Below are 22,769 nucleotides of genomic sequence, written 5' to 3'. Positions count from 1 at the left end.
ATCTCAAAGTTACGCCCCAAATTGTTCCCATCATAATTTCTGAAGCAAGTCCATACATTTTTGAAGCGCAGGATTTCGATTGTCGGTTTTCCACACCATACTCAACACGGCACGCTGCTTTATTTTTTTCATTTCGATAAACTTTACTTTCATCTGGAATCCATGTTGAAGCGTTGTAGGCACAATGGCAATACCCAATTTATTCTCCACCAATTTAAAAATGGTTTGCGCATGCACCGATTTATGCGAAACATTGGGAACAAAACCACTGTCTTCACAAATACTGAGAACTGTGTCGTAATACATGGGGCTATAATCTTGGGAAAAAAGGATAAAATCCTCGTTCGCCACTTGATGGATGTTCTTAAAATTAGCTTTATCCAAAGGATGGTCTTCTGGCAACACCAAAGAAAAAGTATCCTCAAAAACCGGTTTCACGGCCAATCCTTTGGATACTCGTGATAATCGGACAAAGCCCAAATCCAATCGATCGGCCAAAATAGCATTAATCTGTGCTCTGTTGGAAAGCTCTTCCAAAGTGGTGTGCACGGTGGGATACTTTTCCTTCAATCCCAATAATAAATTGGGCACGACATTTTGCATGGCCGAACCTAAAAACCCGATGCGTACCTCCCCCAATTGTCCTTCTCCGATAAGTTTTACTTGCTTTTTGGTCTGATCGAGGTGATTCAAGATAAATTCCACCTCTTTTTTTAAAAACTCCCCTGCTGGCGTCAAACTCACCTTTTTCTTATCCCGAACAAACAATTGGGTGCCCAATAACTCTTCCATCTGTTTGATTTGCGTACTCAAACCCGGTTGGGAAATAAACAACTTTTCGGCCGCCTTTCTATAATGAAGCTCTTCGGCCACGGCCAAAAAATAGATAAAGTGTCGTAGTTCTATTTGATAATTCATGCTTATTAATTGTTACAAAAATAAGTATTGGCAATTATTAAACCTAAGCAGTAATTTTATGGAAAAGAAAAATATGGCAATAGACCGAACATTTCACTTTGGCGAAGACCATCTAACGGCAAGCATGGCTTTGGGCATGGCCCATGGTACCATAAAAGGTGTTTTCTCCGATGCATGCCTGAAAAATGTGAACGCAAGTTACCAACGGGTGCAGCGCATCGTGGAAAAAGGCGATACGGTGTATGGCATTAACACGGGGTTTGGTCCTTTATGCAACACCAAAATTTCCAAGGAGGACACCAAAATCCTTCAATCCAATATATTACAAAGTCATAGTGTGGGCGTGGGTGAACCTATTCCCACGGAATTGGCCAAAATCATGCTCATTCTCAAAATCCATGCCTTGGCAAAAGGGTTTTCGGGGATTGCCGAAACGACCCTTCAACGCATGCTTTGGCATTTGGAGAACGATGCCATTCCCGTGGTTCCCTCACAAGGTTCGGTCGGGGCTTCTGGGGATTTAGCCCCACTATCCCATCTGTTTTTACCGTTGATTGGACTCGGCAAAGTAGAATATCAAGGTAAAACCATTCCAACACAAGAGCTATTTCAACAAAAAGGGTTACAGCCGCTCGATTTGGGCCCAAAAGAAGGGCTTGCTTTAATCAATGGCACCCAATTTATTGCAGCACATGGAGTAATGGTCGTACACAAACTGCAACATTGTTTGCGCCATGCCGACATTATCGGTGCCATGATGCTCGAGGGGCTTCAAGGTTCCATGAAACCGTTTTTTGAAGAATTGCACCAACTTCGACCTTTTAAGGGCAACCAACACGTAGCGGGTAGAATCCGAACCCTGCTTCAAGGTTCCGAAATTTTGGAAGACCATATCGATTGTGAACGGGTGCAGGACCCTTACTCCCTACGTTGTATACCACAGGTACACGGAGCATCACGCAATGCTTGGTTACACTTAAAAGAATTGTTGGAAATTGAACTCAACTCGGTAACCGACAATCCTGTCATCATAAATGATGAACTCACCATAAGCGGTGGAAATTTCCACGGGCAGCCCTTGGCCATGGCCTTGGATTATGCCGCTTTGGCCGCTTCGGAAATTGGAAACATCTCAGACCGACGTATCTATCTGGCCCTTGAAGGCAACAGTCCAGGTGTTCCCAAATTGTTGATGAACGATACGGGTATCAACTCTGGTTATATGATCTTACAGTACACAACTGCAGCATTGGCCAGTGAAAACAAGAGCCTGTGCTTCCCCGCCAGTGCCGACAGCATCCCCACTTCGTTGGGACAGGAAGACCACGTAAGTATGGGTTCCATCAGCGGGAGAAAAGCACTCAACATTATTGAGAATGTGGAGAAAATCCTCGCCATTGAACTATTGACCTCAGCGCAAGCTTTCGAGTACAGAAAACCGTTGAAATCGGGTATTGTGTTGGATGAAATCCATACATTCCTCAGAACCAAAGTTGCTTTTGCCGAAAACGACCGTGTCTTTGCAGATGACATTGAAAAAGGAATCAAAATCATTCAAAATCGGGAAATTATTGATTTGGTAGACCGTGTGATGGATGAAAAACAACTGAAATGGAACACACCGTATCTTGATGAATTTGAAACGTATTAAAATGAAAAAGCCACTGCTGATAGGACCATTCACCCAGTTACTGCCTATGACAGGCCTTCCTATAAAAGGAGCGCTCAAAGACGAGCAATTGCCCATCATCGAAAATGGGGGTATCCTAATTGCTGATGGAAAAATTCTCAAAGTTGGAGTTTTTGATGCATTGAAATCAGCCGATGTAGATATTCACCATATCGATGGGAAACATGTTTGCCTACCAGGATTTGTGGATTCTCACACCCATATTTGTTTTGGCGGTACCAGAGCTCGTGATTACGCCTACAGAAATGCAGGAAAAACCTATTTGGAAATTGCCAAGGCAGGTGGCGGCATCTGGGATACGGTCACTCAAACCCGAAGAGCATCTCAAGACGAATTGGTTGAAGGAATCCTTTCCAGAAGTCAAAAACATTTAAAAAATGGCATAACAACCATCGAGGTAAAAAGTGGCTACGGTCTTTCTGTTGATGAAGAACTGAAAATGCTACGCGCCATCAAAAAGGCCAATGAAACTTCAAATATGACCTTGGTTCCAACCTGTTTGGCAGCCCATATGAAACCCAAAGATTGGAATCAAGACAAAGAATATTTGGAGGTAATCATCAACGAATTGTTTCCTATCATCAAAACTGAAAACCTGGCCCATCGCGTGGATGCTTTTGTGGAAGAAAGTGCTTTTTCTCCAGAGGAAATCAAGCCCTATTTTCAGAAAGCTAAGGAAATGGGATTCGATATCACCGTGCATGCCGACCAATTTACCACGGGAGGCAGTCAAGTAGCTGTAGATTTTGATGCGGTAAGCGCCGACCATTTGGAAGCCAGTACCGAGAAAGAGATTCAATTGTTGGCCAAGAGCAACACCATTGCCACAGCTTTGCCGGGAGCATCCCTCGGTTTGGGATGTGCCTATACCCCAGCCCGTAAAATTTTGGATGCAGGCGGCGCTTTGTCCATTGCGAGCGACCATAACCCTGGGTCAGCTCCCATGGGCGACCTGTTGACCCAAGCCAGTATTTTGGGCACTTTTGAAAAACTCTCCAACACCGAAGTGCTTTCAGGAATCACCTTTAGGGCAGCCGCAGCTTTACGTTTAACGGACTGCGGAAAATTGGAAGCCGGCGCACAGGCGGACTTTGTGATTTTTCCAACGGACAATTACCAAGAAATCACCTATCACCAAGGGCAATTGAAGCCTATCGAAGTTTGGAAAAACGCAGCCCCATCCACTAAAAATTTGAATCATGACTGAATTTCAGCAACAAATATTACAAGGCATCCCCGAACAACTTCCAGTTAAAAAGCCATATCCAAAAAATGGGAATCCAGCTCCAAAACGAAAGGATATCCTATCCAAGGAAGAGAAAAAATTGGCCGTACAAAATGCGTTACGCTATTTTTCCGAAGCTTGGCACAAGGAGCTCGCCCCTGAATTTGCGGAGGAGCTAAAAACCTACGGTCGAATCTACATGTATCGGTTTAAGCCCGATTATGAGATGTATGCCCGGCCCATTTCCGAATACCCTGCAAAAACACATCAAGCAGCGGCCATTATGCTGATGATTCAGAATAATCTCGACCCTGCCGTAGCACAACACCCCGAGGAACTCATTACCTACGGAGGCAATGGAGCTGTTTTCCAAAACTGGGCTCAATACCTGCTCGCCATGAAATATTTGGCGGAAATGACCGAGGAACAGACCCTGCACATGTATTCCGGGCATCCGATGGGCCTGTTTCCATCCTCCAAAGAAGCACCAAGAGTGGTAGTCACAAACGGAATGATGATTCCAAACTACTCCAAACCCGATGATTGGGAACGTTTCAATGCATTAGGTGTGACTCAGTATGGACAAATGACCGCAGGCTCCTACATGTACATCGGGCCACAGGGTATTGTCCATGGAACAGCAATTACAGTCATGAATGCTTTCAGAAAAGTATTGGACAAAAACGAATCCCCCGAAGGGAAAATTTTCTTGACCGCTGGATTGGGGGGCATGAGTGGTGCCCAACCTAAGGCAGGAAATATTGCTGGGTGCATCACCATTTGTGCGGAGGTCAACCCCGAGGCTGCCAAAAAACGACACCATCAAGGTTGGGTGGATGAACTTTTAGCAGACCTGGACTTATTGGTCATTCGAACCAAAGAAGCTGTAAAAAACAAAGAAGTGATTTCCTTAGCCTACATTGGCAATGTGGTTGATGTTTGGGAACGGTTTGATGAGGAAAATATTTTTGTTCATCTGGGTTCCGACCAAACCTCGTTGCACAATCCCTGGGCCGGTGGGTATTATCCCGTTGGACTCTCTTTCGAAGAATCCAATGCCATGATGGTCGAAAACCCTAAAGCGTTCAAAGAAAAAGTACAAGAATCACTTCGAAGACAAATTGATGCCATCAACAAACACACGGCAATGGGCACCTACTTTTTTGATTATGGCAATGCCTTTTTACTGGAAGTTTCCCGTGCGGGCGGCGATGTAATGGCCGAAAATAACATTGATTTTAGGTATCCTTCCTACGTGCAAGATATTTTGGGCCCCATGTGTTTTGACTACGGTTTTGGCCCCTTCCGATGGGTATGCACTTCGGGAGACCCAAAAGATCTTCAACAAACGGATGCCATTGCCTTGGAGGTGATGAAAAAGATAAAATCCGAAGCCCCCGAAGAAATCCAACAGCAAATGCAGGACAATATCAAATGGATCTCAGAAGCGGAACAGAACAAATTAGTAGTAGGCTCTCAAGCTCGAATCCTCTATGCCGATGCCGAGGGAAGAAGTAAGATTGCAGATGCCTTCAACACGGCCATTGCCAAGGGGGAAATCAGTGCCCCAGTAGTATTGGGCAGGGACCACCACGATGTGAGTGGCACGGATTCTCCCTTTAGGGAAACCAGCAATATTTATGACGGCAGCAAATTTACCGCGGATATGGCCATCCAAAATGTGATCGGAGATAGTTTTAGAGGCGCCACTTGGGTATCCATCCATAACGGTGGCGGCGTAGGATGGGGCGAAGTGATCAATGGCGGATTCGGTATGGTGCTCGACGGTTCCAAAGAAGCTTCCAACCGATTGAAGAAAATGTTGTTTTTTGATGTGAACAACGGTATTTCCCGCAGAAGTTGGGCCCGCAACAAAGAAGCCCGCTTTGCCATTGAACGAGAAATGGAACGCTCTCCAAATTTAAAGATAACTTTGCCCTATCTTGTAGATTCCGATATGTTGGACGACCTTTTTTAATGTGATGAAACACTACGAACCCCCGAAAAAAGACCTTTGGACCGGCAGAATCTCCAATAAATGGCTATATCTGCACGAAAAAGTGCATTGCACACCCTTGGAAGAACTTCCCGAAGCCCAGAAAAAATCAGTTGCCCTTTTGGGCTACGCCTGCGATGAAGGTGTACGCCGAAACCAAGGTCGGGTTGGGGCTGTTGAGGGTCCCGATGTAATCAAAAGCAGTTTTGCCAAAATGCCCAATCATTTGGGCAGTAACGTTTTGTTACATGACGTGGGCTCTATTGTTTGTAAAAAAGGTGAAATGGAGTCTGCACAAGAACAACTTGCTGAGGCAGTTACGACCCTTTTAGACAAAAAACAGTTCTCAATTATTTTAGGTGGTGGGCATGATATGGCCTACGGCCACTACAAGGGCATCAAAAAATACTTGGATTCTAAAAAAGAAGGTCAGACTATCGGAATCATCAATTTTGATGCGCATTTTGATTTACGAAAGAACACTGAGCAGAGCAATTCGGGCACACCATTTTATCAGATTGCCAAAGATTGTGAAAAAGAGGGCATCGATTTTAATTACCTCTGCCTCGGTATCCGAAAAGATGCCAATGACCGAAACCTCTTTCAAACCGCAAAGGACCTTGACGTGATTTATGTGATGTCCGAAACTTTTCAGCCTACGTTTTTGGAAGAAATCACCACTTTTATCAATGCTTTCACCAAAAATGTTGATCATATTTATGTGACCATTGACTTGGATGGTTTCTCCTCAGCCTTTGCCCCTGGAGTGAGTGCTGCTTCTCCCATGGGTTACAACCCCTACATGGTTGTGGAATGCTTAAAGACCATCATTAGCTCCGGAAAATTAATCAGTCTGGATATCGCTGAGATGAATCCCAAGTACGATATTGATGGACAAACGGCTAAGCTGGCGGCTTCTTTGGTGCATCATGTGGCGCATACTGTTTCGGGAAGTTGACGGTACTGTCAGGTCAAGCGGTCATCGAGTGCAGTCGAGATGCGAGACCAAATATCTAGTTTGAGATTTCTCACACTCCCTTAGCTCCCTCGCATGCTCGGAACATGGGGTTCGAAATGACATCATGCACAAAAGAAAATCAACTTGTCATTTCGAAATGAGAAGCATAGCGACGATTGAGAAATCTGATTGTTATTCTGAGCCTTTCGACTTCGCTCAAGACAGGCTTTGCGAAGAATCTAACTATGCAATTGTTTGTTTGACACGAATTACACGAATGCTCACTAATATTTCATGGGCTGTCACCTCGAGCGCAGTTGAGAGGTCTTGTTGTCTAGGGTCTCGACTGCGCTCGACCTGACAATTTTTATAATTTACTAGGAAAAAATCCAACCTACAGCGGAATTTGTTCGACCTACCGGTCTCACAAACAAAAAAAGCCTTCCAAAAGGAAAGCCTTTCATTGGCGAGCATCGGTTTTGATGCTTCAACCTGATTCCAATCATCGCGACTGGAATCCAACACAACGGGACAAAGATAGCAAAGGTTTTTGAACCTGACCTTCTTTTTAAATAAAATAGAAATCTAGCATCAACAACAGACACTTGTTTTACTATCTGAACCTTTCGACTACACCCAAGACAAGTTTTACGAAGAATCTTATATGCTGATAAAGTTTGGTTTGACACGAATTGCACATATTTTCACCAATATCTTTTTGGAGATTTCTCACGCTTCTCCCAATAGTTATCGGGATTCAGTTCGAAATGACATCGTCAACAAAGAAAAATCAACTTGTCATTTTAAAATGAGGAGCATAGTGACGATTGAGAAATCTATCTTTTATACGGCCTTAATTACATAAGTAACCACACCCCAAATCAACAAGTCGCTATCTTTAGAAACCTTTATAGGCCTGTAATCATCATTTTCCGGCATCAGCGTTATGCTCCCTTTTTCAATATGTAAACGCTTAACAGTAAATTCCCCATCCAAAAAACAAACAGCTACTTTCCCGTGTTCGGCTTCCAAACTCCGGTCAATGACCAGAAGGTCTCCATCATCCAGTCCTGCATTGATCATTGATTTCCCACTTACTCGCGCATAAAAGGTGGCTTCTTTGTTTTTGATCAAGGTTTGATCCAGACTGATCCGTTTTTCCTTAAAATCATCTGCTGGTGAAGGAAATCCCGCAGACACCGTGTTTCTCGATAAAGGTATACTCCCACCACCATCATTGTTTGGAATATAAAAGGTAAGAGAGTCTGTTTCTGGCGATTTTTTGGAAGTCATTTCACTGTGATGATGTCATTAATGTTTGTAGTGTATCTCGGGGACAAGTGCTCTTGGCGCATCTTCCAGGTCCTTTTTAGGTCTTGGTTGGCTATCTTCATTTTATGGCTCCCATATTTGGTATTGATACCATCCATAACCTTCATGAGTTTATGGTGCTTCGGATTTTCGGACAGGAACAGATCCAATTGCCTTTCATTGGTCGGAACCAATCCTGAAACAATCACTCCCGCTTTTTTATACTTGATTCCCGGTTTGAAAATAGCAACAGCAGTTTTTACAGCATAATTGCTTATGGTAAGGCTGGAATCTGTTGCATAGGGCAAGGTAACAATAAGGCTTCCCCTGTCTTGGGGCTCGTTCTTTTTATGTCTGTCACTCCTCAAAAACACAACAAGATAGTTGCAACTGCTCCCTTGATCCCGCAATTTTTCGGCACAACTGCTCGCAAAAGTAGAAATGCGTTCCTTTATATCCTCAATATTGGAATAGGTACCTTCAAAGCTACGGGTGGTGGCAATAGCTTTTTTATCTCGGGTATCATCGTCCAAATCTAACGTTGGAATACCTTCCAAATCCTTTTTGAGCCTGAGGCCTATTATCGCCATTTGTTTCCGAGCCCATTCATCGGACAGTTGCGTAAAATCATAGGCCGTTTTTACGTTTTGGGTCTGCAATCGTTTTAAATTTCCATGGCCAACGCCCCAAACACTTTCAATCTTGGTCCATTTTAGGGCTTTTATGCGTCTTTCATCAGATTGAATGACATAAACGCCCCCTGTTCTTGATTTTAGCTTCTTTGCGATTTTATTGGCTACTTTGGCCAAGGCTTTTGTTGGTGCAATTCCTATACTTATGGGTATTCCAGTACATTTTTGAACTGTTCGTTGGATTTCCTTTCCATACGCATCAAAATCGTAATCCTTAAACCCATCAAACTTTAAAAAAGCCTCGTCAATACTGTACACCTCAATATCGGGAGTGAACGTTCCCAAAATGTTCATTACCCGAGTGCTCATGTCGCCATACAAAGGATAATTTGAGGAAAACACCTTGATCTTGTTCGCCTCACAAAACTTTCTATACTTAAATTCCGGGGCCGCCATAGGGAGGCCCAATTTCTTTGCCTCATCGCTACGCGAAATAAAGCAACCATCATTATTGGACAAAATAGCCACAGGAACATTGTTGAACTGGGGCTGAAAGGCCCGTTCACAAGAGGCATAGAAGTTATTGCAATCCACCAAGGCAAACATGCTCCAAAATACTTGATTTTTCCTAAATTACATAGGAAATATGTTGCAACAAAAATATAATCAAAGGTAATTCACTTGCATTTTAATGGAACCTAAATTGCTCTATTAGCCTATTATGAAAAAAGATACAGCACGAAACATTTCACTCACCGGAGACCTTAAATTCACTGGAATTCGTTTAAAAGAACCTATGCAGGCCGCTGCTGGCCTTTTGGGGGTAAAAGAAGCCCTTCGGCATAGTTTTAAGGAAATGGGGATAGTGCGTTCCATGAAAAGTTTGTTGGAAATGAACCAAGAAGATGGTTTTCGATGTCCTAGTTGTGCGTGGCCGGTTCCCGAGCATCCATCCAAAATTGCAGAATATTGTGAAAATGGGGCCAAAGCCTTGGCCGATGAGGCTACCACACAACATATTGGTGCAGATTTTTTCAGTAAGCATTCCGTGGAAGAATTGTCCCTGCTCAGTGATTACGAATTGAACAAACTGGGCCGGGTCATAGAACCTATGGTCCTTAGACCAGAAAAGATACATTATGAACCCATTGCTTGGCAAGATGCTTATGATTTAATTTCAGATGAACTGCATCAACTCAAAGACCCCAACGAGGCCATCTTTTATACCTCGGGCCGGTCCAGCAACGAAGCTGCTTTTCTCTACGGCATGTTTGCCCGGGCTTTTGGCACCAACAATATGCCCGATTGCTCCAATATGTGCCATGAATCATCTGGAGTGGCCCTTTCCAAGACTTTGGGCATAGGCAAGGGTTCGGTAAAACTAGATGATTTGTACGGGGCTGAAGTTATTTTGGTGGTAGGACAAAACCCTGGGACCAACCACCCAAGAATGCTTTCAGCTCTGGAAAAATGCAAAAAGAACGGTGGAAAAATCATCAGCATCAACCCTTTGGCCGAAACCGGCATGGTTCGTTTTAAAAACCCGCAAAATGTATCTGATATGCTGGGCAGTGGCCGGGCCATTGCTGACCTACATCTTCCCGTTCGGATTAATGAGGATATTGCATTGACTAAACTCATCTTAAAAAAACTGGTCGCACTAGATGCCAAAAATTCCAATGTCCTTGATCATGAATTTATTGTGGAATATGTTGATGGTTATGATGAACTATTAAAGGATTTGGAACGATACAACATAGAAACGTTACAACGACGAACTGGGGTTTCCATGCGGAAAATTGACAAGGCTGTTCAGTTATTGGCTGAAAACTCCAACATTGTGATTTGCTGGGCCATGGGGCTCACCCAACATAAAAATGCAGTGGAATGCATTCAGGAATATGTGAACATTCTCTTGCTGAAGGGCGCCATTGGAAAACCTTTTGCGGGCACTTGCCCCGTTAGAGGCCACAGCAATGTGCAGGGAGATCGCTCCGTGGGCATCATGCATTTTGTGAACAAGGGTCTTAACCATAAAATTCAAAAGCACCTCAACTTTGACCCACCTACGGAACCCGGTTATGATACCGTGGAAGCCATTGAGGCGATGCACGAGAAAAAAGCAAAGGTTTTTGTTTGCTTGGGCGGAAATTTTTTGATGGCCGCTTCGGACACACAATATACCGCAGAGGCCATTCAAAATTGTAACCTCACGGTCCAAATCAGTACCAAATTGAATCGAAGTCATTTAGTGACCGGAAAAACAGCATTGCTGCTCCCCACCTTTGGTCGTTCTGAAAAAGATGAAAAAAATGGGGAACTCCAATTTTTAACGATGGAAAGCAGCACGGGAAAAGTGCGTCAAAGCAAAGGCTTGTTACAGCCTGCATCCGAACACATTAAAAGTGAACCGGAAATCATCGCCATGCTGGCCCACACGTATTTTAGGGGCAATCATTCCATGAATTGGTATGCTTTGGGCCAAGATTACAACCTCATCCGGAGTTATATTGACAAAACCGTGAAAGGGTTTGATAAGACCAGCGAACGTTCCAAAGGATTTGGCTATTATTTGCCCAACAACGTGCGAGAGCGGGATTTTAGAATGCTTCCCAATGGCAGGGCACAATTGACGCTTAATTCCCTACCCGACCATAACTTGAAACCAGATGAGCTGCTGCTGATGACGATTCGTTCCCACGACCAGTTCAACACCACTATTTATGGATTAAATGACCGTTATCGCGGAATCCATAATGAACGCCGAGTGGTATTTATGAACAAGGAAGACATGGAACAACATAGTTTGAATAAAAAGGATGTTGTGAATCTACACAGTGAGTACGATGGCATCCAACGCACGGCAGAACAATTTTTGGTGATTCCCTATGACATTCCCAAAGGGAATATGGCGGCCTATTTTCCGGAAACCAATCTACTGGTCCCTCACAATCATTTTGCAGATAAGAGTCAGACCCCCATCAGCAAATCCATAAAAGTGACGGTAGAAAAAGTTTCTTAAACTATTTAAAAGCTGGAATCCCAGTAATATCCGCCCCTGTGATCAGCAAGTGGATATCATGGGTGCCTTCGTAGGTAATCACACTTTCCAGATTCATCATGTGGCGCATAATGCTGTACTCGCCAGTAATGCCCATTCCACCCAACACTTGGCGCGCTTCACGAGCAATTTTTAGGGCCATATCAACATTGTTCCTTTTGGCCATTGAGATTTGGGCCGTGGTGGCTTTTCCTTCATTTTTTAACTGCCCTAAACGGAAAGCCAACAATTGCGCCTTGGTTATTTCAGTAATCATTTCGGCCAATTTCTTTTGTTGAAGCTGGTAAGCAGCGATGGGTTTTCCAAACTGAATACGCTCCTTCGCGTAGCGTAGCGCAGTATCATAACAATCCATGGCAGCGCCAATAGCTCCCCATGCAATGCCGTAACGGGCCGAATCCAAACAACCCAGTGGCGCACCCAATCCACTTTTATTGGGCAATAAATTTTCTTTGGGCACTTTTACATTGTCAAAAATCAACTCTCCTGTAGCCGAAGCTCGCAATGACCATTTGTTGTGTGTCTCTGGGGTAGAAAATCCTTCCATGCCACGCTCCACTATCAAACCATGAATTCTACCTTCTTCATTTTTGGCCCAAACCACAGCTACATCGGCAAATGGTGAGTTGGAAATCCAGAGTTTGGCTCCATTTAGAATATAATGATCGCCTGCATCCCTAAACTTGGTTTCCATGCCCCCTGGATTGGAACCGTGATTGGGCTCCGTTAATCCAAAACAGCCCATCCACTCCCCTGTGGCCAACTTAGGCAGATATTTTTTTCGTTGCTCTTCGGTACCATAGGCAAAAATGGGGTACATCACCAATGAAGATTGCACCGATGCCGTAGAACGCACACCACTGTCCCCGCGCTCGATTTCCTGCATGATCAGTCCGTAGCTGATTTGGTCCAAGCCGGCACCTCCATATTCCTCTGGAATATAAGGACCAAACGCTCCAATTTCTGCCAATCCACCAATGATTTGCTTAGGAAATTCTGCTTTTTGTGCATATTCCTCAATGATGGGTGAAATATCACGCTTTACCCACTGACGGGCCGCATCACGGACCAGCTTATGCTCATCGGATAATAAATCATCAAGATTATAATAGTCTGGGGCTTCAAACAAATCGGGCTTCATGCAGAAAAATTTTGAGTAAATATAATGACGAAATATAACATTACATCTTGGTATTGTTACATTTTTAAATAAAAATCTTGGGTCAGTTCAATATAATCCTGGGTAAATTGATGCCGCTCTTTCTCGATGACCATTGCTTTAATGATTGGTTCAACTTTGGAAAACTTAAATTCCAACAAACTTCGTTTTATTTCCGAGGTTGGATTGCCCTTCACCCTAGTAATTCGATTGGGATACAATCCGGTTTTGGCAGCAAGCCGGATGAAATTGAATTCCTCTTTATTTGGAATAATCACAGCGAAAGTCCCGTTTTCATTCAGAAGTTTTGACGCCCCTTCCACTAACTCCTCAAAAGGCAGGGAACTATTTTGTCTTGCTTGATCACGAGAAACATCCCCACTGGAAACGGCTTCGGCATAAAATGGCGGATTGGAAACAATCAAATCATATTTTTCATCCATTTCATCAACAAACTCATCAAAACCAGCATGGTAACAGAACAGTCGGTCTGCCCAAGGCGAAGCCTCAAAGTTGACCACACATTGCTCGTACGCAGATTCGTCCAGTTCAATGGCATCAATAAGTTCAGCATTCGACCTTTGGGCCAATTGCAGTGCAATCAATCCAGTTCCCGCACCAATATCTAAAATGGCATTGGGTTGGCTTTCGAGGGATACCCATGCTCCCAACAAAACTCCATCCGTGCCTACTTTCATGGCACACTGATCTTGGCGAATCGTGAACTGTTTAAAAAAAAATGGCTTCATGGTCCAAATGTAATTATATATGGTGTACCTCTAACCTCACCAATTCAATTAGGGCATACATCAATTCAAACTGCCCATTTATCAGATAAGGTCACTTTGAGACCTGTATACTGGCTACTTTCAGCGCTTATGTAATCAAATTACCAATTAAACATTTTTTAGAATGAAAAAACTTATTTATGTATTTATGGTTATGGCATCTTTAGCGCAGTGGACGCATGCCCAAGAACAAAACAAATTTCGTGTAGGACTTGACTTTGGGTATGTGATGCCTGATGGCGGTGGAGGAATTCTATTGGCCATTGAACCCAAATACAATATTACCGATAACATGAACATCGGTTTGCGTTTTGAATCTGCCGCAATGGCCAAAAATGTGACAGATTCTGGAGTTTCCTTAGAAGCAGATTTGGCCGCAAGTACATCCTTTTTAGGCACTTTTGATTACTACTTCACTAGTGGAAGTTCCTCTTTTGCACCATTTATGGGAGCTGGTATAGGGTATAGTAGTTTAGCCAATCTCAGTTTTGAAGAATTTAGCGATGATGCAGAAGCAGAAGTAGATGGAAAATTTGGCGGGATGATTCGAGCCGGTTTCGAATGGGGAAAGTTTCGTGTAGTTGCCAATTATAATCTTATCGGCAAAACTGAAATAGAGAGTGCTGAAGTTAAAAACTCCTATTTTGGTATCTCCCTTGGCTTTTATTTGGGAGGTGGCAAGTGGAAAAAATAATTTTTTTAGTGTTCCTTTGAAAAAGGAGGCCCTATAGGCTTCCTTTTTTTTCGCAATCAAATCATTCTTCCCATCTCCCCGGTTCTCTCGTTTCCGTACCCTCAATGCCCAAAAGTGAATCGCCCAAACGTTGCCTCATGGTATTAGCAAATACTTTTATTTGGGCCACTACATCAGGATTTTCCTCAGCAACATTTTTTGTCTCGCTCATGTCATTCACCAGGTCATACAATTCAATTTCCTCCAAATCCACCATTTTATACTGACCTGGTTGCCCATCTTTACCCGGTTCTTGACCATCCATAGTTCGGTAGGTATGTGGAAAATACAACTTCCATTTTCCGAAGCGGACCCCAAAGAGTTCGTTTACCCGATAATAAAAAAAGTAAGCGTCTTGGACAGGGGTGGTACGCTCACCCGTGAGAATGCTCCATACGCTTTTCCCATCGATGGTGGTCTCTGGCAACTTCGATTCCGTAACCTCTGCAATAGTGGGCAACATATCGATAGCCATCATCGGCACATCAATAACACCTCCTGCCCTGAGTTTTTTAGGGTATTTGATGATACAGGGCTCACGCTGCCCCCCTTCCCATGCGGTACCTTTTCCTTCCCGAAGGGGCAGGGCACTTCCGGCATGATTTCCATATGATAACCATGGACCATTATCCGAAGTAAAAATAACCATGGTGTTTTCTTCCAGTCCATTATCTTTTAGCGCTTGCATGATTTGCCCGACAGACCAATCAATCTCCATAATAACATCGCCGTACAATCCCCGTTCCGATTTTCCTTTGAATTTATCGGACACAAACAAGGGGACATGGGGTTGCGGGTGGGGCACGTACAAAAAGAAAGGATTATCCTTGTTTCTTTGGATGAAATCCACACTGCGTTCCGTAATTTGGGTGGTCAATTGGGATTGTTCGGTCAAGGTATCGATGACCGTTTCATTTTCATACAGCGGTAAATCTGGAAAATTAAAAATGGTCCCTTGTTGGGGATGGTTGGGCCACATGTCATTGGAATACGGAATACCAAACCATTCGTCAAACCCATGCCGTGTCGGCAAAAATTTATCGTGATGTCCCAAATGCCATTTCCCATAAATGGCGGTTGCATATCCTTTTTCTTTCAACATTTCGGCCATGGTAGTCTCCGAAGCATTGATGCCATGGGTATTATCTGGCCCCAAAGCATTATGAATACCAATGCGGTTGGGATAGCATCCTGTTAAAATTCCAGCTCTTGAAGCCGAACATACCGCTTGGGCCGCATAGTAACTGGTCAATCTTAGACCATCGGCTGCCATTTGGTCCAGGTGGGGAGTTTTAATATTGGGCGAACCAAATACGCCCACATCTTGATACCCTTGATCATCCGTAAAAATGAGCACAATGTTTGGCGGTCGGTCGGGATTAACGGGTTCGGATTTCTTTTCATCGCAAGAAATCAAGCTAATAGTTAATAGAAAAAAGAGAGAGATGCGCATAGGACAACCTAAATATTTTCCCTAAATATAGGTTTTAAAATACTATGCTAGGAATTAAGGTAGAGGTCCACCAAGCCTTCGGGGGTTTTTACATGGATGGTCTTGTTTTTACGGTCCACCTTTGTGATGATATCGTCGCTAACTGGAATTAAAAGTTCTTTTCCATCTTTTTTAACCTCAAAAAGGTCTTGCGAGGCACTATCGTTGACGGATTGTATGATTCCAATATCCCCATGCACCTCATCCATGATGGTAAACCCAATTACTTCGTGAAAGTAAAATTTGTCCCCACTCAATTTTGGTAATTGGGACAGGGGTAGGTACAATTCGGAACCGATGATTTTATCCGCGGAGGCTTCATCCTTCACCTCCTCAAAATCTATACGCAGCAAAGCTGATTTATGGAGTCGGCAGCGGTCAATAAAAAATGGAACCAGATTGTTTCCCAATGAAACAAAAACTGATTCCATGTTTTCGTAGATTTCGGGTTCGTCGGTGTCCAATTTCACCAACACCTCACCCTTAAAACTGTATTTTGATACGACTTTGCCCAGGTAGAAGCAATCTTCCTTGCGCATTGCCTGTACTCTTACTCTTCTTCTTTTGAAGCTTCTTCAGCGGCAGGAGCCTCTTCAGCTTCAGCAGTGGTTTCCTCTGCAGGAGCTTCTTCAGCTACTTCTTCCTCAACAGGAGCGGCGGCGGCGATTCTTTTTTCGTTGGCTTCTTTCTCAGCTTCCAACGCTTTGGCTCTGGCTTCTGCATCTGCTTTGTTCAAACCATCTTTTTTGGCCTGAATAGCAGCTTCTTTCTCTTCCAACCAAGCTTTAAATTTCTCTTCAACTTGCTCTACGGTAAGAGCGCCTTTAGCAACTCCACCCATTAGATGGTGTTTCAACAAAACTCCCTTGTAGGAAAGAATGGCTCTTGCTGTATCTGTAGGTTGCGCACCATTTTGCATCCATCTAACGGAACTGTCCACATCCAATTCAATGGTTGCAGGGTTTGTGTTGGGATTGTAAATTCCCAATTTCTCCAAAAATTTACCGTCTCTTTTTGCTCTGGAATCTGCGGCAACCACCCAATAAAATGGCTTACCTTTTTTACCGTGTCTTTGAAGTCTAATTCTAACTGGCATATCACATTAATTTGTAGGGTGCCCGACCCTGGTTATTAATTCTTTATTTCGCTTTTTGTTTTTAGCGGGTGCAAATATACATTTATTTGTTTATTGCACAGCTATTTCTGCCTAAAAAAGTTAAACCAATTTAACAAAAGTCGCTAATCCCGTTAAACTCATACTAAACCCTCATAAACACTTGGAATTGCGTCGATTACCTGTATCTTATATATAGACGTTGTCGAAAGTCGACAGCCAATAACCTAAAATGAAGATGAAATTATGAAGTATACCGTAGAAATGTCGAACAAATTAAACGAACTACTGGAAAGAACCTATGATGCTGAAAAAGGCTTTAAAAAAGCCGCAGAGAAGGTAGATAATAAAACCATAAAAGAATTTTTTGAAAAAAGTGCAGATCAGCGCTATAATTTCGGAAAAGAACTGAAGGCGGAAATCATTTCTTTTGGACAAGCACCCGATAAAGGGGGAAGTGCCAAAGGAACCTTACACCGCTCTTGGATTGACTTTAAAGCATTATTTTCTTCCAATACCGAAGAAGTGATGCTAGAGGAAGTGCACAGAGGTGAGAAAGAAGCCATTGCCACTTACAACGATATTTTACAGGACAAGGATTTTGTACTGCCACCTTCTACTGAGAGTATGTTAATGCGTCACAGAAACTCAATTAGGAAAACCTTGGAGACCGCCAACATTTTTGAAGCCGCAATATCCTAAAAAGAAGGTTCTAAACAAAACAAGAAAAGTCGGGAAGTTCCCGACTTTTTTAGTTGATAAGTCTTTACAACTCCATTTTTCCAACACGGGCTTCTTCCGTATTTTTATCCATTGCATTTTTTGACCTACAATTGAATCTATGTACTTAATCTTTGATACGGAAACCACTGGACTTCCCAAGCGATGGGATGCTCCCATTACCGATACGGACAACTGGCCAAGATGTGTTCAGATAGCTTGGCAATTGCATGATGAGCTCGGTAATTTGGTGGAACAAAAAGATTTTTTGGTACGCCCCGAAGGATTCAACGTACCCTACGAAGCTGAACAAATCCACGGTATTTCCACAGCTTTGGCAGAACAAGAAGGAGAATCCCTGGAAAATGTCTTGTATGCGTTTAAAAGTGCGTTGGAACGCACCAAGTTTGTGGTCGGTCAAAATGTAGGCTTCGATGTCAACATCATGGGTTGTGAATTCCATCGAAAAGGCATTGAAAATTCTTTGGAGGAACTTCCCGTACTTGACACCTGTACAGAGCATACGGCAGAACTTTGTAAAATTCCCGGAGGGCGTGGCGGTAAATTTAAACTGCCCACGCTAACTGAACTGCACGAATTCTTATTTGGCGAAACCTTTGCCGAAGCGCACAACGCAACTGCAGACGTTGAGGCTACCACCCGTTGTTTTTTGGAACTGGTTCGTAAAAAACAATTTACCAAAGAGCAACTGGATGTGCAACCGGATTATTTTGAGCGCTTTACCGAAGCCAATCCGCAAGAAATCCAGCTTATTGGATTAAAGCATATCAATCTAAAAGAAGCTTCCAAGAAGATTGCCGATGCGCTTTGGGCCCAAGACACGGAAGAAATCTCAGAAAAAGAGATTCAAGAAAATATTGAGACGCTAGAGGATGCTCCTTTTGCGCACTTGCACAACCATTCCCAATTTTCGGTGCTCCAGTCTACCATCAACATCAAGGATTTGGTAAAGGCCACCGCCCAAAATGGCATGCCAGCCGTAGCTTTGACAGACCACGCCAATATGATGGGTGCCTTTCACTTTGTGAAAGAGGTCATGAACCACAATAAATCGGTCAAGGAAAAAAATGCCGAGCTAGAAGAAAAAGGAGAGCAACCCACCGAAAAAGAAATTATCCCCATCGTTGGCTGTGAATTTTTCGTCTGTGAGGATCATACCAATAAAAATGTAAAAGACTACGGCCATCAAATTGTATTGTTGGCCAAAAACAAAAACGGGTACCGCAACTTGGCCAAAATGTCATCCATTGCCTATACCAATGGGTTCTACTACGTCCCCCGTATCGATAAAAAAGTGGTGGAGCAATACAAAGAAGATGTCATCGCCTTAACTGGAAACCTGTATGGTGAAGTACCTGGTAAAATTTTAAATGTTGGTGAAAAACAGGCCGAAGAAGCACTTTTGTGGTGGAAAGAGCAATTTGGGGATGACCTTTACATAGAAATGATGCGCCATGGCCAAGAGGATGAAGACCGGGTAAATCAGGTGTTGCTACAAATGGCCAAGGACCATGATGTTAAGCTGGTCGCCACCAATAACACCTATTATTGTGATAAAAAAGATGCTGAGGCCCACGACATTCTGCTCTGTGTAAAAGATGGGGAGAAGCAAGCCACGCCTATAGGTCGAGGTCGGGGGTACCGATATGGATTACCCAACCAAGAATACTACTTCAAGTCTGCGGATGAGATGAAGGAGCTCTTTAAAGATGTTCCCGAAGCCATTCTCAACATCAAGGAAATCATCGACAAAATTGAGCCGTATGATCTCGCCAGTGATATTCTCCTGCCCAAGTTTACCATTCCCGATGAATTCAAGGTCAAGGAAGATGACGAAGATGGTGGTAAGCGAGGCGAAAATGCCTATTTGCGACACATTACTTACGAAGGGGCCAAAAAACGTTACGGCGAAATCACCCCTGAGATTAGCGAACGAATAGATTTTGAGTTGGAGACCATCAAAAACTCGGGCTACCCTGGGTATTTTTTGATTGTTGAGGATTTTATCCGTGAAGCCCGAAACATGGACGTTTCAGTTGGTCCCGGTCGGGGTTCGGCGGCTGGTTCTGTGGTGGCCTACTGTTTGGGCATTACCAACATTGACCCGCTGAAATACGATCTCCTTTTTGAGCGTTTCTTGAATCCGGATAGGGTATCCATGCCCGATATTGATATTGACTTTGATGACGAAGGTAGAAGTAGGGTTATGGATTACGTAATCAATAAATATGGTGCCAATCAGGTGGCGCAAATTATCACCTACGGTACCATGGCGGCCAAATCCTCTATCCGAGATACGGCTAGGGTACTGGATTTGCCGTTGGGTGATGCCGACCGTATAGCCAAGCTCATCCCCAACATGTCCAAATTGAACAAGATTTTTGGGGTCGATGAAGCTGATTTACGAAAAAAATTCCGTTCCGACGAATTGGAAAAAGTCAATGAACTGCTGAACATCTCCAAAGGAGATGACCTCGAAGGGCAGACCGTAAAAATGGCCCGGGTTTTGGAAGGCTCTTTACGAAATACGGGGATCCACGCTTGTGGTGTCATCATCACTCCAGATGATATCACCAACTTTGTCCCCGTATCGGTCGCTAAAGATTCTGATCTATATGTGACCCAGTTTGACAATTCCGTGGTGGAAAGTGCCGGGCTCCTAAAGATGGATTTCTTAGGATTAAAGACCCTGACCCTCATCAAGGATACCGTGAAAATTGTCAAGGCCCGAACCGGAATAGAATTGGTGCCCGATGATTTTCCATTGGATGATGAAAAAACCTATGAGCTTTTCCAACGTGGAGATACGGTTGGGATATTCCAGTACGAATCACCCGGGATGCAAAAGCACATGAAGAACCTGAAACCTACGGTTTTTGATGACCTCATCGCAATGAATGCGCTGTACCGTCCAGGACCGATGGAATACATCCCCAGCTTTATAGCACGGAAACACGGCGAGGAGGAAATCACCTATGACCTACCGGATATGGAGGAATACCTTCAGGAAACCTATGGGATTACGGTCTACCAAGAGCAGGTAATGTTGCTTTCCCAAAAATTGGCCGGATTCTCCAAAGGTGATGCGGATGTGCTTCGAAAAGCGATGGGGAAAAAGATTTTTGCCCTCCTTCAAAAATTGAAACCTCAGTTCTTGGATGGTGGTGAAAAGAATGGACATCCCAGAGATGTGCTAGAGAAAATCTGGAAGGACTGGGAAGCTTTTGCATCCTATGCCTTCAACAAAAGTCACTCCACTTGTTACGCCTATATAGCTTACCAGACCGCCTATTTAAAGGCCCACTACCCTGCCGAATATATGGCGGCTGTGCTCTCCAACAATATGAACGACATTAAACAGGTGACGTTTTTTATGGAGGAATGTAAGCGCATGGGCTTGGAAGTACTTGGTCCAGACGTCAATGAATCGTACTACAAATTTGCGGTGAACAAGGACAATGCGGTGCGCTTTGGCATGGGAGCGATTAAAGGGGTTGGTCGGTCTGCGGTGGAGACCATTGTGGAAAACCGAAAGAAGGACGGTCCGTACAAATCCGTTTTTGATTTGGCCAAACGGGTGGATTTACGCGCTGCCAACAAAAAAGCATTTGAGAACCTCGCCTTGGCCGGGGGATTCGATTCGTTTACCGATACGCATCGTGCCCAATATTTTCATCATGATGGAGATGATATCACCTTTTTGGAAAAGGCCATTAAATACGGAGCGAAGTTTCAGGAAAATGAAAATTCATCCCAAGTAAGTCTCTTTGGAGATGCCAGTGAAGTGCAGATTCCAGAGCCTATTGTTCCACCTTGCGAGGATTGGGGCACCATGGAGAAACTCCGCCGTGAAAAAGAAGTCGTGGGGATTTATATTTCAGGGCATCCTTTGGATGATTTCAAAAAAGAGATCACTGCGTTCTGCAATACCAGTGTTTCGGCCTTTACAGATTTGGAACCCTACGTGAACCGGGAGCTTTCAGTTGCAGGCGTCATTACCGATGTGCAGCATCGCATTTCCAAAAATGGAAAAGGATGGGGGCTCTTTACCTTGGAAGATTACACCGATTCGCACGAATTCCGAATTTTTGGAGAGGAATACCTCAAATTCCGACATTTCTTGATGATCAATTCCTTTGTGTATGTCAAAGCTTTTGTGCGCGAGGGTTGGGTCAATCGAGAAACCGGAAAAAAAGGAGAACCCCGATTACAGTTCAACGATTTTAAGCAGCTTCAAGATGTGATGGATGCCTACGCCCGCAAGCTTACCATAAAATTGGATGTGGCCCGTTTGCAAGAGCAACGTATTCAGACTTTAAAAGATACATTACGCTCATACAAAGGAGAGCATCCGCTCAATTTTGTGGTGTATGAGATGGAGGATGAGATAAAGCTCAAGCTATCCAGCCGAAAACAGAAGGTGAAAATCAGTAGTGAATTATTGTCGGCTTTGGAAGCAAATGAAATCCATTACAAGCTAAATTAACCCATATAATTAAAATTAATAGCGCAATAACTAAAACGAATGTCCTGTGCGTAAGGTACATGGGCAATATTTGACTAACTTTGCGAATATTAAAATAAATAAGATGGCACTAGAAATAACAGATGCAACTTTTGACGAAGTAGTTTTAAAAAGCGACAAGCCCGTCGTAGTAGATTTTTGGGCCGCATGGTGCGGACCCTGTAGAATGGTTGGTCCGATCATTGAGGAAGTAAGCCAAGAATACGAAGGAAAAGCCGTGGTAGGAAAAGTAGATGTTGATGCAAATCAGCAGTTTGCCGCTAAATATGGTGTACGTAACATTCCTACCGTATTGGTCTTTAAAAATGGCGAGATTGTAAACCGTCAAGTAGGTGTATCTCCCAAGAAAGTTTATACCGATGCAATAGAGGCTGCTCTATAACATCGTTTGAATACCGATTTTAAAAAAGGTTTGGCAATCGCCAA

The 22,769-nt window shown here is 43.6% G+C and carries 17 protein-coding genes; 9 read left to right on the top strand and 8 right to left on the bottom strand.

Translation table 11 applies throughout. The annotated features are described in order from the left end of the window. Window positions 1–30: 30 nt before the first annotated feature. A complete protein-coding gene (locus AB1A65_RS06515) occupies window positions 31–918 on the bottom strand; it encodes a LysR family transcriptional regulator (RefSeq protein WP_366586935.1) in 888 nt (295 codons plus the stop codon). A gap of 73 nt (window positions 919–991) precedes the next feature. Between AB1A65_RS06515 and hutH the strand changes: the two genes are divergently transcribed. From hutH to hutG, 4 genes are read left to right on the top strand one after another with little or no spacing between them, the layout of a single operon-like run. After that, window positions 992–2,569 carry a histidine ammonia-lyase gene (hutH, locus tag AB1A65_RS06510; RefSeq protein ID WP_366587082.1) on the top strand — a complete coding sequence of 526 codons (1,578 nt, stop codon included), beginning with the start codon at window positions 992–994 and terminating at the stop codon, window positions 2,567–2,569. A 1-nt stretch (window position 2,570) separates the two neighbouring features. After that, the gene (gene hutI / locus AB1A65_RS06505; protein ID WP_366586932.1) at window positions 2,571–3,815 is read left to right on the top strand and encodes an imidazolonepropionase; all 1,245 of its coding nucleotides are present in this window, start codon (window positions 2,571–2,573) and stop codon (window positions 3,813–3,815) included. Continuing rightward, the gene (locus AB1A65_RS06500) at window positions 3,808–5,811 is read left to right on the top strand and encodes a urocanate hydratase (RefSeq protein WP_366586929.1); all 2,004 of its coding nucleotides are present in this window, start codon (window positions 3,808–3,810) and stop codon (window positions 5,809–5,811) included. The genes hutI and AB1A65_RS06500 overlap by 8 nt, the downstream gene beginning before the upstream one ends. Before the next feature lie 4 nt (window positions 5,812–5,815). Beyond that, the gene (gene hutG / locus AB1A65_RS06495; protein WP_366586926.1) at window positions 5,816–6,787 is read left to right on the top strand and encodes a formimidoylglutamase; all 972 of its coding nucleotides are present in this window, start codon (window positions 5,816–5,818) and stop codon (window positions 6,785–6,787) included. 843 nt (window positions 6,788–7,630) lie between these two features. Here hutG and umuD read toward each other — a convergent pair. Together umuD and AB1A65_RS06485 are read right to left on the bottom strand one after the other, a co-directional pair. After that, on the bottom strand, window positions 7,631–8,080 hold the full coding sequence (gene umuD, locus AB1A65_RS06490) for a translesion error-prone DNA polymerase V autoproteolytic subunit (protein WP_366586924.1): 450 nt from the start codon (window positions 8,078–8,080) through the stop codon (window positions 7,631–7,633). Further along, a complete protein-coding gene (locus AB1A65_RS06485) occupies window positions 8,077–9,336 on the bottom strand; it encodes a Y-family DNA polymerase (RefSeq protein WP_366586921.1) in 1,260 nt (419 codons plus the stop codon). The genes umuD and AB1A65_RS06485 overlap by 4 nt, the downstream gene beginning before the upstream one ends. A 115-nt stretch (window positions 9,337–9,451) precedes the next feature. Here AB1A65_RS06485 and AB1A65_RS06480 point away from each other — a divergent pair, with 115 nt between their 5' ends. Continuing rightward, window positions 9,452–11,752, top strand: a complete 2,301-nt coding sequence (locus AB1A65_RS06480) for an FdhF/YdeP family oxidoreductase (protein ID WP_366586918.1) — start codon at window positions 9,452–9,454, stop codon at window positions 11,750–11,752. A 1-nt stretch (window position 11,753) separates the two neighbouring features. Here AB1A65_RS06480 and AB1A65_RS06475 read toward each other — a convergent pair whose 3' ends face one another. After that, entirely contained in the window at window positions 11,754–12,932 is a 1,179-nt protein-coding gene (locus tag AB1A65_RS06475; protein ID WP_366586915.1) for an acyl-CoA dehydrogenase family protein, read from the bottom strand. Between the two features lie 56 nt (window positions 12,933–12,988). Continuing rightward, window positions 12,989–13,648, bottom strand: coding sequence for a methyltransferase (locus AB1A65_RS06470; protein WP_366586912.1), 660 nt, complete (start codon window positions 13,646–13,648; stop codon window positions 12,989–12,991). A gap of 214 nt (window positions 13,649–13,862) precedes the next feature. Between AB1A65_RS06470 and AB1A65_RS06465 the strand changes: the two genes are divergently transcribed. Continuing rightward, window positions 13,863–14,432: a hypothetical protein gene (locus AB1A65_RS06465; RefSeq protein WP_366586910.1), complete on the top strand. Its 570-nt coding sequence runs from the start codon at window positions 13,863–13,865 to the stop codon at window positions 14,430–14,432. 61 nt (window positions 14,433–14,493) lie between these two features. Here the strand turns inward: AB1A65_RS06465 and AB1A65_RS06460 are convergent, their stop codons facing one another. From AB1A65_RS06460 to AB1A65_RS06450, 3 genes are read right to left on the bottom strand one after another with little or no spacing between them, the layout of a single operon-like run. Further along, window positions 14,494–15,924 (bottom strand): sulfatase, encoded by a 1,431-nt coding sequence (locus AB1A65_RS06460; protein ID WP_366586907.1) that lies wholly within the window; start codon window positions 15,922–15,924, stop codon window positions 14,494–14,496. A 47-nt stretch (window positions 15,925–15,971) separates the two neighbouring features. Next, window positions 15,972–16,502, bottom strand: coding sequence for a ribosome maturation factor RimM (gene rimM, locus AB1A65_RS06455; RefSeq protein ID WP_366586904.1), 531 nt, complete (start codon window positions 16,500–16,502; stop codon window positions 15,972–15,974). An 11-nt stretch (window positions 16,503–16,513) separates the two neighbouring features. Next, the gene (locus AB1A65_RS06450; protein WP_366586901.1) at window positions 16,514–17,059 is read right to left on the bottom strand and encodes a 30S ribosomal protein S16; all 546 of its coding nucleotides are present in this window, start codon (window positions 17,057–17,059) and stop codon (window positions 16,514–16,516) included. A gap of 264 nt (window positions 17,060–17,323) precedes the next feature. Between AB1A65_RS06450 and AB1A65_RS06445 the strand changes: the two genes are divergently transcribed. From AB1A65_RS06445 to trxA, 3 genes are all read left to right on the top strand, one after another. Next, complete coding sequence (locus AB1A65_RS06445; RefSeq protein WP_366586898.1) at window positions 17,324–17,779, top strand: PA2169 family four-helix-bundle protein; 456 nt, start codon at window positions 17,324–17,326, stop codon at window positions 17,777–17,779. Between the two features lie 139 nt (window positions 17,780–17,918). Continuing rightward, the gene (dnaE, locus tag AB1A65_RS06440) at window positions 17,919–22,304 is read left to right on the top strand and encodes a DNA polymerase III subunit alpha (RefSeq protein ID WP_366586895.1); all 4,386 of its coding nucleotides are present in this window, start codon (window positions 17,919–17,921) and stop codon (window positions 22,302–22,304) included. Between the two features lie 103 nt (window positions 22,305–22,407). Further along, window positions 22,408–22,725: a thioredoxin gene (trxA, locus tag AB1A65_RS06435; protein WP_036382186.1), complete on the top strand. Its 318-nt coding sequence runs from the start codon at window positions 22,408–22,410 to the stop codon at window positions 22,723–22,725. Window positions 22,726–22,769: the final 44 nt, after the last annotated feature.

Origin of the sequence: Allomuricauda sp. ANG21, assembly GCF_040705235.1 — a bacterium.
GTDB lineage: Bacteria > Bacteroidota > Bacteroidia > Flavobacteriales > Flavobacteriaceae > Flagellimonas > Flagellimonas marina.
This window is presented reverse-complemented; position numbering and strand designations above follow the sequence as displayed.